Below are 12,069 nucleotides of genomic sequence, written 5' to 3'. Positions count from 1 at the left end.
GGAAACTTATGTTCGTAAATGAAAAGAGACATCAGTGTATGATTGAACCCTATTCGGTTCCGGACTGAATGGGGTTCATTCTCAGTTGAATGCACACTGTTTTGCTCCTGTAAGGATATATTGCTTTTTTACTTTGAAGTCTGCGATACTTTTACGCTTTTCTCGACAGGTCGGTGCTGCGGAAATATATATGCTTTGGGGCACAGACTGTGTGAGAATAAAAATAATATCGCTACCTTTGCAGTCTTGAACGATTAATTCATTGACACTATGATATCTGTAGAAGGACTGAAGGTAGAATTCAACGCTACCCCTCTGTTCGAAGACGTCTCTTATGTTATCAACAAGAAAGACCGTATAGCGCTTGTCGGCAAGAATGGTGCCGGCAAGTCCACCATGCTTAAGATACTTGCCGGTCTCCAGCAACCTACTGCCGGTGTTGTCGCCGTTCCGCGCGGATGTACTATCGGGTATTTGCCCCAGGTGATGATACTTAGCGATGAGCGTACCGTGATGCAGGAAGCCGAACTCGCTTTCGAACACATCTTCGAGATGCAAGCCGACATCGAGCGTATGAACCGGCAGCTTGCCGAGCGTACCGATTATGACAGCGAGGATTATCGGAAATTAATCGACCGTTTCACTCACGAGAACGAACGCTTCCTGATGATGGGCGGTACGAATTACCGCGCCGAGATAGAACGTACCCTCCAGGGGCTGGGTTTTAGCCGGGAAGATTTCGACCGTGCCACGAGCGAGTTTTCCGGAGGGTGGCGTATGCGCATCGAACTTGCCAAACTGCTGTTGCGCCGTCCGGACGTGTTGTTACTGGACGAGCCTACGAACCACCTCGACATAGAGAGTATCCAGTGGCTGGAGAATTTCCTCTCTACGCGTGCCAATGCGGTGGTGCTTGTCAGTCACGACCGTGCATTCCTGAATAACGTCACCACCCGTACCATTGAAATAACCTGCGGACGTATTTATGACTATAAAGTGAAGTACGACGAGTTCGTGGTGCTGCGCAAGGAGCGTCGCGAACAGCAGCTTCGCGCTTACGAAAACCAGCAGAAGCAGATACAGGATACGGAGGAGTTCATCGAACGTTTCCGTTACAAGGCAACCAAAGCCGTGCAGGTACAGAGCCGCATCAAACAGCTCGAGAAGATAGAACGCATCGAAGTCGATGAGGAAGATAATTCTTCTTTGCGGCTGAAGTTCGTTTGCAGCAGTCGTAGCGGTAATTATCCCGTTATTTGTGAAGATGTTGCCAAGGCCTATGGCGGGTATGTCGTTTTCCACGATGTCAACCTTACGATTAACCGCGGCGAGAAGGTGGCTTTTGTCGGTAAGAACGGTGAAGGCAAATCCACGCTCGTAAAGTGTATCATGGACGAGATTACGGACTACACCGGGAAACTGACTTTGGGGCACAACGTGCAAATCGGTTACTTTGCACAGAATCAGGCACAGTTATTGGACGAGAACCTGACCGTCTTCGATACTATCGACCGTGTGGCGGTGGGAGATATCCGACTGAAAATACGTGATATCCTGGGGGCGTTTATGTTCGGCGGAGAGGCTTCGGAGAAGAAAGTGAAGGTGCTTTCCGGCGGAGAGCGTACCCGCCTCGCCATGATTAAACTCCTGCTGGAACCGGTGAACTTCCTGATTCTTGACGAACCGACGAATCATCTCGATATGCGTTCGAAGGATGTATTGAAGGAGGCTGTCCGCGATTTTGACGGCACGGTGATAATTGTCAGCCACGACCGTGACTTTTTGGATGGTCTTGCGACTAAGGTATATGAGTTCGGGGGGGGATTGGTAAAAGAGCATCTCGGGGGTATCTACGACTTTTTGCAGAAGAAACAGATAGAGAACCTGAATGACTTACAAAAAGCTCCTTCGTTGTCTTCCTCGCCGGTTACCGGAAAAACGGTTACCGGAAACAATGCCGGGGCAGCAGTGGTACAGCCTTCTGCTGCGAAACTTTCTTATGAGGAACAAAAGGAGTTCAATAAAAAACTCAAGAAGCTGGAGCGCCGTGTGACGGATTATGAGACGGAGATAGAACAGACCGAAGCGGCTATCGCTATCCTTGAGGCCAAAATGGCTACTCCGGAAGGCGCTTCGGATATGGCACTTTACGAACAGCATCAGAAGTTGAAAGCACAGTTGGACTGTGCAATGGAAGAATGGGATGCGGTTTCGGCGGAATTGGAAGAGATGAGAAAAGGGTGATAAAACGATAGGGCGGCAAGGAAACTCCTTTCCCCGTATCCCGCTACCACGCTATAATTTTATAACATTTATTTTATAAGTATGAAAGTATTTCATTTTTTACCCATTGCGGCTTTCTGTCTAATGGCAGGGGCTTGCAGCACAGGCAAGAAGCAAACCGAGCTTACAGCCGGCATTCAGCTTGCCAACCTCGACACGACGGCTTTGCCCGGAACAGACTTTTACCAATACGCCTGCGGCGGTTGGATGAAGAACAACCCGATTCCCGCCGAATACTCACAGTACGGCTCTTTTACCATTCTTGCAGAAAATAACCGTAAACAGATTCAGGGACTTATCGAAGAACTGGCTGCCACTCAGCATGAAGCCGGCAGTGTGGCACAGAAAGTAGGCGACTTGTACAAGGTGGTAATGGACAGTGTGAAGTTGAATAAGGACGGTGTGGCTCCTATAAAGGCCGAACTCGACCGGTTGGCTGCCTTGAAAGATAAGAAAGAACTTTATGCATTGCTGGGCGAGATGCAGAAGAAGGGTATCGTTGCTTACAACATCCTGTATGTAGGTGCCGATGAGATGAACAGCAGTATGAACGCCGTGCAGTCTTATCAGGCAGGCCTGAGCATGGGCGAACGCGAATACTATCTGGAGAATGATGAGGCCACTGCTAAAATCCGCGACGCTTTCCGCACGCATGTACAGAAAATGTACCGGCTGGCAGGCTTCGATGAGGCTACGGCCAAGAAGGGTATGGAGGTAGTAATGGATGTGGAAACACGTCTTGCCAAGGCTTTCCGTTCGCGTACCGAGTTGCGCGACCCGCATGCCAACTACAATAAGATGAGCCTGGAGGAACTGAAAAAGAATTATCCGACTTTCGGCTGGGAGGCTTATCTGTCTGCTTTGGACCTGAAGGATGTAAAAGAGATTATCGTAGGTCAGCCTGCTTCGCTGAAAGCTGCCGCTGGAATTCTGGATACCTTGCCTGTCGAACAGCAGGGGCTCTATTTACAATGGAAACTGATTGATGCTGCTGCAAGTACCTTGAATGATGCCATGGCCGAGCAGAACTTCGATTTCTATGAGCGTACGATGAGCGGTACGCAGGAGATGCAGCCTCGCTGGAAGAGGGCGGTCGGTACTGTAAGTTCTGCTTTGGGCGAAGCTGTCGGCCAGATGTATGTGGAGAAATATTTCCCTGCTGCCGCTAAGGAACGCATGGTGACCTTGGTGAAGAACTTGCAGGAAAGCCTGGCCGAACGCATTAAGAACCTTGCTTGGATGGGTGATTCTACAAAGGTGAAAGCTTTGGAAAAACTGGCTACTTTCCATGTAAAAATCGGCTATCCCGACAAGTGGAAAGATTATTCTACGCTGGAAATCAAAGACGATTCGTACTGGGCGAACATGGAGCGTGCCAACGAATGGAGCCATGCGGAAATGGTAGCCAAAGCTGGTAAACCGGTGGATAAGGACGAGTGGCTGATGACACCGCAGACGGTGAATGCTTATTATAACCCGACGACGAATGAAATCTGTTTCCCTGCCGGTATCTTGCAATACCCGTTCTTCGACATGAATGCGGACGATGCTTTCAATTACGGCGCTATCGGTGTGGTAATCGGCCATGAAATGACTCATGGATTCGACGACCAGGGCCGCCAGTACGATAAGGACGGTAACTTGAAAGACTGGTGGACTGCCGAAGATTCCAAACGTTTCGACGAACGTGCCCAGGTTATGGTGAACGTGTTCGACAGCATCGAGGTGGCTCCGGGCGTGTATGGTAACGGTCGTATGACGTTGGGCGAAAATATCGCTGACCACGGAGGTCTGCAGGTTTCCTTCCAGGCGTTCAAGAAGGCTACGGCTGCCAATCCGTTGCCTGTAAAGGACGGCTTCACTCCCGAACAGCGTTTCTTCCTGGCTTATGCGGGTGTGTGGGGAAACAATATCCGTCCCGAAGAAGTGCTGAACCGCACCAAGAGCGATGTCCACGCATTGGGTAAATGGCGCGTAGACGGTGCTCTGCCGCAGATAGGCGCTTGGTACGACGCTTTCGGTATTACCGAAAAAGACCCGATGTTCGTACCCGTAGAAAAGCGGGTTTCTATCTGGTAACAGGGTTGTTATTATAAAAGAAACCGTTCCCGTTGGAGAGGTATGGACACCTTTTCAGCGGGATTTTTTTATGTTGCCGCACGGGAGCTGCGGAATCGATAATAAGTCCCTTTTTTAATTATACCTAATTTATTGTGTATGAATGTATGTGTGAATAAACAAAATTCGTAACTTTGCGCATCGAATAGTAAAATGTACGCATTATTTTAATACGCAAATCCATGTCTGAAACTAAAAGAATCAAAACAGCTCTGGTATCCGTTTACCATAAAGAAGGTTTGGACGAAATCATTACCAAACTGCATGAAGAAGGTGTAGAGTTCCTGTCTACCGGTGGAACCCGTCAATTTATCGAATCTTTGGGTTATCCCTGCAAAGCAGTGGAAGACCTTACCACATACCCTTCCATTTTGGGCGGACGTGTAAAGACTTTGCATCCGAAGATATTCGGAGGTATTCTGTGCCGCCGCGGATTGGAACAAGACATGCAACAAATCGAAAAATATGAAATTCCCGAAATAGACCTCGTTATCGTCGATTTGTACCCGTTCGAGGCAACTGTTGCCAGCGGTGCCGATGAACCGGCTATCATCGAGAAAATAGATATAGGCGGTATCTCCCTGATTCGTGCCGCTGCCAAGAACTATAACGATGTGGTGATTGTTGCTTCGCAAGCCCAGTACCAGCCGCTTCGCTCCATGCTGATGGAGCACGGTGCCGTTACCTCGCTCGAAGAGCGTCGTTGGTTTGCCAAAGAAGCCTTTGCCGTATCTTCTCATTATGATTCGGCTATCTTTAACTATTTCGACGGTGAGGAAGGTTCCGCCTTCCGCCAGTCTGCCAATAATCAGAAGGCTTTGCGTTATGGTGAGAACCCGCATCAGAAAGGTTACTTTTACGGTAATATCGATGCTATGTTCGACCAAATCCACGGAAAGGAAATCTCTTACAACAACCTGCTTGATATCAACGCAGCCGTTGATTTGATTGATGAATTTACGGATACCACTTTCGCTATCCTGAAACATAACAATGCTTGCGGCCTGGCTTCGCGCCCTACCGTGTTGGAGGCTTGGAACGATGCGCTTGCCGGCGACCCGGTATCGGCATTCGGCGGCGTGCTCATTACGAATGCGGTGGTAGATAAAGCTGCTGCCGAAGAAATCAACAAGATATTCTTTGAAGTTATCATTGCCCCCGATTACGATGTGGATGCGCTGGAAATCCTCGGACAAAAGAAAAACCGTATTATCCTGGTCCGTAAGCAGGCTGCTCTGCCCAAGAAGCAGTTCCGTTCTTTGCTGAACGGTGTCCTGGTACAAGACCGCGACCTGAAGATAGAAACGCCCGAAGATTTGAAAACGGTAACTGTTAAGGCTCCGACCGCACAGGAAATCGAAGATATGCTTTTCGCAAACAAAATCGTGAAGAACAGCAAGTCCAATGCTATCGTATTGGTAAAAGGCAAGCAACTGTTGGCAAGCGGCGTAGGTCAGACCAGCCGTGTGGATGCCTTGAAGCAGGCTATCGAAAAAGCCAAGAACTTCGGTTTCGACCTGAACGGCGCTGTAATGGCAAGCGATGCTTTCTTCCCCTTCCCCGACTGTGTGGAGATTGCAGGCAACGAGGGCGTTACGGCTGTAATCCAGCCGGGCGGAAGCATCAAGGACGAACTTTCGTTCAATTATTGCAATGAACACGGTATTGCAATGGTGATTACGGGATTCCGCCATTTTAAACACTAATTGGATTTATAATTTATGGATTTATGAAAGTGCTTACGAACCTTGCCGTTCAGCAGTCATAGTCCATAAATCATAAATCATAAATCATAAATATACATGGGATTATTCTCTTTTACACAAGAAATAGCGATGGACCTCGGCACTGCCAATACTATCATTACCACGAACGGTAAGATAGTAGTGGACGAACCTTCGGTGGTGGCTTTGGACCGTCGTACAGACAAGATGATTGCCGTGGGCGAAAAGGCAAAGATGATGCACGAAAAAACCCACGAGAACATACGCACTATCCGTCCGCTTCGCGACGGTGTGATTGCCGACTTCTATGCTTGCGAGCAGATGATACGCGGGCTTATCAAAATGGTGAACAACCGTAACCGCTTGTTCTCTCCTTCGCTTCGTATGGTGATAGGCGTACCTTCGGGAAGTACGGAGGTGGAACTTCGTGCCGTACGCGATTCGGCCGAGCATGCTGGCGGACGCGACGTTTACCTGATATTCGAACCCATGGCTGCCGCTATCGGTATCGGCATCGATGTGGAAGCGCCGGAGGGAAATATGATTGTCGATATAGGCGGCGGCTCCACCGAAATTGCAGTAATCTCGTTGGGCGGTATCGTTGCCAATAACTCTATCCGCATTGCAGGCGATGATTTGACTGCCGATATTCAGGAATATATGAGTCGCCAGCATAATGTGAAGGTCAGCGAGCGTATGGCGGAACGTATTAAGATTAATGTGGGAGCGGCATTGACCGAGCTGGGCGAGGATGCTCCCGAAGATTATATCGTTCACGGCCCGAACCGTATTACTGCACTTCCTATGGAAGTGCCCGTATGCTATCAGGAAGTGGCGCACTGCCTGGAGAAGTCTATCTCCAAGATTGAAACCGCTATCTTGAGCGCATTGGAGAATACACCGCCCGAATTATATGCCGATATCGTGCACAACGGCATCTACCTGGCAGGCGGTGGTGCTTTGCTTCGCGGATTGGATAAGCGTCTGACCGATAAAATTAATATACCGTTCCACATTGCGGAAGACCCCTTGCATGCCGTTGCCAAAGGTACGGGCATCGCATTGAAAAACGTCGACCGCTTCTCATTCCTGATGAGATAGGCATATGCGGAATTTACTGAACTTTCTCATTAAATACAATTACTGGTTCCTCTTTCTCTTGTTGGAGGTTACCAGTTTTGTTTTATTATTCCGCTTCAACCATTATCAGCAGAGTGTGTATTTTACTTCGGCAAACGGAGTGGCGGGGAAAGTTTATGAGATTTCGGGAGGTATCGGCTCTTATTTCCATTTGAAGTCGGTCAACGAGGATTTGCTCGACCGGAACATGTGGTTGGAACAACGTGTAGCCTTTCTGGAAAAGAGCCTGCGGGAACAGGGATTGGATTCGGTGAAGTTATATAGTATGGCGTATGTTGCCCCGGCGGATTACCGTATATTCAAGGCGAATGTTATTAAGAACAGTCTGAATAAGGCAGACAATTACATTACATTGGACTGCGGTTCGACAGACAGCATCCGCCCGGAAATGGGAGTGGTAGGTGCAAACGGGGTGGTAGGTATCGTATATAAGACTTCCCCCCATTATTCGTTGGTTATTCCATTGCTGAACAGCAAGTCGAGCATAAGTTGTAAGATTGTGGGCAGCGATTATTTCGGTTATCTGAAATGGGAAGGCGGGGACTCTCGTTTTGCCTATCTGAAAGATTTGCCGCGCCATGCAGAGTTTAACTTGGGCGATACGGTGGTGACCAGCGGTTATTCTACGGTATTCCCCGAGGGGGTCATGGTAGGTACGGTCGATGATATGTCCGATTCTCACGACGGGCTTTCGTATCTGTTGAAGATAAAGTTGGCTACGGATTTCGGAAAGTTGGGCAATGTGCGTGTCATTTCGCGCAACGGACAAGAGGAACAGAATATGCTGGAAAAAGAAGGCGGAAAATGATAATCAATTATTTGCATAAGATAGGGTGGTTTGTCGGTTTGGTACTGTTGCAGGTGCTGATATTGAATAATGTGCATATTGCCGGATATGCTACTCCGTTTTTATATATCTATCTGATACTGAAGTTCGAGTCGGACGTACCGCGCAACGCTTTGATGCTATGGGCTTTCTTTCTCGGGTTGGCAGTCGATATCTTTTCCGACACCCAGGGGATGAATGCGGCGGCTACCGTATTGCTGGCTTTTCTACGTCCTGCTTTCTTACGCCTGTTCGTGCCCCGGGATACGCCGGATGCACTGGTTCCGGCAATCCGCACAATGGGTATTTCCCCTTTCCTGAAATATTTGGTAGTCAGTGTCCTGGTACATCATGGGATGCTGCTAACACTGGAGTTCTTTTCTTTTGCCCATATCGGTACGTTGCTGTTGAGGATTAGTACGAGCGCATTGCTGACGGTAACCTGTATAATGGCGGTGGAGGGGATTAGGAAAAAGTAAAAGGCGGATTACAAGCTGCGTACGGCACACATCCGTGTGCTGTCATTATCTAATAATTTATAATTTGCAATCGGATGAAAGATTATACACTGGAGAAACGGAAGTATGTGATAGGCATGGCGGCTGTCGTTATCGTCCTTGTCTACATAATCCGTCTGTTCGATTTGCAGATTATGACGGATGATTACAAGAAGAATGCAGATAGCAATGCTTTTCTAAATAAGGTACAGTATCCTTCGCGCGGTGCTATTTACGACCGTAACGGCAAGTTGCTGGTATTCAACCAGCCGGCATACGATATAACATTCGTGCCGCGTGAGGTGACGCAACTGGATACTCTCGATTTCTGCCATGCGCTGAACATAACGCTCGAACAGTTCCGTAAGCGCATGAAGGATGTGAAGAACCGTTGGATGAATCCCGGCTATTCCAAATATACGCATCAGGTATTTATGACACAGCTTTCGGCAGAGGAATGTGGCGTGTTTCAGGAAAAGCTGTTCAAGTTTCCCGGTTTCTATATCCAGCGGCGTACAATCAGGCAATATACCTATGAGGCTGCCGGGCACGCGTTGGGGGATATAGGAGAAGTTTCCAAGAAAGATATTGAAGCGGACAGCTATTATATCCGTGGAGACTATATCGGTAAGCAGGGTATCGAAAAGTCTTACGAAAAGTATCTCCGTGGAGAGAAAGGGGTGGAAATCCTGCTTCGCGATGCCCACGGACGTATTCAGGGACATTATATGGACGGTAAGTTCGACCGTCCTTCCGTGCCCGGCAAGAATCTGACCTTAGGTATCGACATTGATTTGCAACGGTTGGGCGAACGCCTGCTGCAACATAAAATCGGAGCTATCGTAGCTATTGAGCCTGCTACGGGAGAAATACTCTGCATGGTGTCTTCCCCTACTTTCGACCCTCATCTGATGATTGGACGCCAACGCGGGAAGAATCACCGGAAATTGCAGACAGACAGGCGGAAGCCTTTGCTAAACCGCGCAATCATGGGAGCCTATCCACCGGGGTCTACCTTCAAGACGGCACAGGCACTGACATTCTTGCAAGAAGGAATTATCCACGAAGATTACCCGACTTTTCCTTGTGCGCACGGTTTCAATTACGGCAGCCTGCATGTCGGTTGCCACGGACATGGTTCTCCTTTGCCGTTGGTTCCGGCAATCGCCACTTCGTGCAACTCTTATTTCTGTTGGGGGCTGTTCCGCATGTTCGGCGATAAAAAGTACGGTTCTCCCCAGAATGCCATTACGGTGTGGAAAGACCATATGGTTTCGCAGGGATTCGGTTATCGTCTCGGTACGGACCTGCCGGGGGAACAGCGAGGTCTGATTCCTAATGCAAAGTTTTATGATAAGGCATACCGCGGTTCCTGGAATGGACTGACGGTTATCAGTATCGCTATCGGGCAGGGTGAAATCCTGGCTACTCCCTTACAGATAGCTAATCTGGGCGCAACCATTGCCAACCGGGGATATTTCATTACTCCGCATATCGTGAAGGAGATACAGGACAATGAGCTGGACAGTATCTACCGCACGCCGCGCGTCACTTCCATAGACCGCGCGTATTATGATGAAGTAGTGGAGGGCATGCGTGCCGCCGTTACCGGAAGTACAGGCAGTGCGACTTGCCGAATGGTGGGTACGATTCTGCCGGGTGTGGAGGCATGCGGCAAAACCGGTACGGCACAGAACCGCGGTAAAGACCATTCGGTATTCATGGGATTCGCTCCGATGAACGACCCTAAGATTGCCATTGCGGTTTATGTGGAAAACGGCGGTTTCGGTGCAACGTACGGAGTGCCTATCGGCGCCATGATGATGGACCAGTATTTGCACGGAAAATTGTCTCCGGAGAATGAGATACGTGCGGAAGAGTTCAGCAACCGTGTGATATTGTACGGGGATGAAGAAAGGTAATAAGACAGTCGAACATTAGAAGTACGGAGAATGATAAGAAGAGATACTATATGGAAGTCGTTGGATTGGGTGACGCTCGTAATCTACCTGATGCTGATTGTATTCGGCTGGTTCAGCGTTTGCGGGGCGAGTTATGATTATGGCGACCGGGACTTCTTCGATTTCTCCACCCGGGCAGGCAAGCAGTTCATGTGGATTGTCTGTTCGTTCGGACTGGGTTTCGTGTTGCTGATGCTGGAAGATACGCTCTACGATATGTTTTCCTACATTATATATATAGGGCTTATCCTGCTGCTGGTCGTAACTATTTTCATAGCACCCGATACCAAAGGTTCCCGTTCATGGCTTATTTTAGGCCCCGTCAGCCTGCAGCCGGCCGAATTCGCTAAATTCGCTACGGCATTGGCATTGGCAAAGTATATGAGCACCTATTCGTTTACCATGAAAAACTGGAAGAACGCCCTGATGCTGGCTTTCCTTGTCCTGCTACCGATGATGCTGATTATCCTTCAGCGGGAAACGGGTTCCGCATTGGTCTATATGGCTTTCTTCCTGATGCTTTATCGGGAGGGTATGCCCGGTGTGGTGCTCTTTTCCGGTATTTGCGCCGTAGTATATTTTGTGGTGGGAATCCGTTTCGACCAGGTTTTTATAGCGGATACTCCGACACCTATCGGAGAGTTTGCCGTATTGTCTATGATTTTGCTTTTTGCCGGCGGCATGGTATGGGTGTATAAGAAGAAATGGGAACCGGCGCGGAACATCATCGGCGGCTCTTTCATCGTGATGCTCATTGCTTATCTTGTTTCGGAATATGTTACACCTTTTAACCTGGTGTGGGTACAATGGGGGCTGTGCATAGTTGTGGTATGTTATTTATTCTTTCTGTCTTTGAGCGAGCGCCATTTGAGCTATCTTCTCATAGCCTTGTTCGCCATAGGGTCGATAGGGTTTCTTTACTCCAGCGATTATTTCTTCAACAAGGTATTGGAACCTCACCAGCAGATTCGCATCAAGGTTGTGTTGGGCATGGAGGAAGATTTGGCTGGGGCAGGGTATAATGTAAACCAGTCGAAGATTGCCATTGGTTCGGGAGGTTTGACCGGTAAAGGATTCCTCAACGGTACGCAGACCAAGCTCAAGTATGTGCCCGAGCAGGATACGGATTTTATTTTCTGTACCGTAGGCGAGGAAGAAGGCTTTATCGGTTCGGCAACGGTGTTACTCTTGTTTTTAGTACTTATACTTCGCCTGATAGTGCTGGCAGAGCGACAACAATCGGCATTCGGCAGGGTGTACGGGTATTCGGTGTTGAGCATCTTTCTGTTCCACCTTTTTATCAATATCGGAATGGTACTCGGCTTGACCCCCGTAATCGGTATCCCGCTACCATTTTTCAGTTATGGCGGGTCTTCCTTATGGGGTTTTACAATCTTGCTGTTCATTTTCCTGCGTATCGATGCGGGAAGAAACAGAAGGTTGGTATGATGCTTGTTGCAGAGTTCACGGATTGGAGTTTATGTGCGGATGACCGCGTTATCTGTGCAAATCCGCTTAAT

At 48.7% G+C, this 12,069-nt stretch carries 8 protein-coding genes; all 8 read left to right on the top strand.

The genetic code is table 11. The features are described from left to right. Positions 1 to 270 precede the first annotated feature (270 nt). Positions 271 to 2,244, top strand: a complete 1,974-nt coding sequence (locus C233_RS0114075; protein WP_018668216.1) for an ABC-F family ATP-binding cassette domain-containing protein — start codon at positions 271 to 273, stop codon at positions 2,242 to 2,244. Positions 2,245 to 2,325: 81 nt separating this feature from the next. Further along, positions 2,326 to 4,362, top strand: coding sequence for a M13 family metallopeptidase (locus C233_RS0114070; protein ID WP_025068885.1), 2,037 nt, complete (start codon positions 2,326 to 2,328; stop codon positions 4,360 to 4,362). 221 nt (positions 4,363 to 4,583) lie between these two features. Further along, a complete protein-coding gene (gene purH / locus C233_RS0114065) occupies positions 4,584 to 6,107 on the top strand; it encodes a bifunctional phosphoribosylaminoimidazolecarboxamide formyltransferase/IMP cyclohydrolase (protein WP_018668214.1) in 1,524 nt (507 codons plus the stop codon). A gap of 96 nt (positions 6,108 to 6,203) precedes the next feature. Next, positions 6,204 to 7,226, top strand: coding sequence for a rod shape-determining protein (locus C233_RS0114060; RefSeq protein WP_025068886.1), 1,023 nt, complete (start codon positions 6,204 to 6,206; stop codon positions 7,224 to 7,226). Positions 7,227 to 7,230: 4 nt separating this feature from the next. Next, positions 7,231 to 8,073, top strand: coding sequence for a rod shape-determining protein MreC (gene mreC, locus C233_RS0114055; protein ID WP_018668212.1), 843 nt, complete (start codon positions 7,231 to 7,233; stop codon positions 8,071 to 8,073). Continuing rightward, positions 8,070 to 8,570 carry a rod shape-determining protein MreD gene (gene mreD, locus C233_RS0114050; protein ID WP_018668211.1) on the top strand — a complete coding sequence of 167 codons (501 nt, stop codon included), beginning with the start codon at positions 8,070 to 8,072 and terminating at the stop codon, positions 8,568 to 8,570. Before mreC ends, mreD begins: the two co-directional genes overlap by 4 nt. A 74-nt stretch (positions 8,571 to 8,644) precedes the next feature. Then, positions 8,645 to 10,510: a penicillin-binding protein 2 gene (mrdA, locus tag C233_RS0114045; protein WP_018668210.1), complete on the top strand. Its 1,866-nt coding sequence runs from the start codon at positions 8,645 to 8,647 to the stop codon at positions 10,508 to 10,510. A 30-nt stretch (positions 10,511 to 10,540) separates the two neighbouring features. After that, positions 10,541 to 11,998 (top strand): rod shape-determining protein RodA, encoded by a 1,458-nt coding sequence (gene rodA / locus C233_RS0114040; RefSeq protein WP_018668209.1) that lies wholly within the window; start codon positions 10,541 to 10,543, stop codon positions 11,996 to 11,998. Positions 11,999 to 12,069: the final 71 nt, after the last annotated feature.

This window comes from Bacteroides gallinarum DSM 18171 = JCM 13658 (genome assembly GCF_000374365.1).
GTDB classification, from domain to species: Bacteria; Bacteroidota; Bacteroidia; order Bacteroidales; family Bacteroidaceae; genus Bacteroides; species Bacteroides gallinarum.
This window is presented reverse-complemented; position numbering and strand designations above follow the sequence as displayed.

What these genes read in the sequence shown, in the direction of transcription:
- mreC (WP_018668212.1), top strand. Translation starts at nt 7,231, where the DNA reads ATGCGGAATTTACTGAACTTTCTCATTAAATACAATTACTGGTTCCTC.
- purH (WP_018668214.1), top strand. Translation starts at nt 4,584, where the DNA reads ATGTCTGAAACTAAAAGAATCAAAACAGCTCTGGTATCCGTTTACCAT.
- C233_RS0114060 (WP_025068886.1), top strand. Translation starts at nt 6,204, where the DNA reads ATGGGATTATTCTCTTTTACACAAGAAATAGCGATGGACCTCGGCACT.
- C233_RS0114075 (WP_018668216.1), top strand. Translation starts at nt 271, where the DNA reads ATGATATCTGTAGAAGGACTGAAGGTAGAATTCAACGCTACCCCTCTG.
- mrdA (WP_018668210.1), top strand. Translation starts at nt 8,645, where the DNA reads ATGAAAGATTATACACTGGAGAAACGGAAGTATGTGATAGGCATGGCG.
- C233_RS0114070 (WP_025068885.1), top strand. Translation starts at nt 2,326, where the DNA reads ATGAAAGTATTTCATTTTTTACCCATTGCGGCTTTCTGTCTAATGGCA.
- mreD (WP_018668211.1), top strand. Translation starts at nt 8,070, where the DNA reads ATGATAATCAATTATTTGCATAAGATAGGGTGGTTTGTCGGTTTGGTA.
- rodA (WP_018668209.1), top strand. Translation starts at nt 10,541, where the DNA reads ATGATAAGAAGAGATACTATATGGAAGTCGTTGGATTGGGTGACGCTC.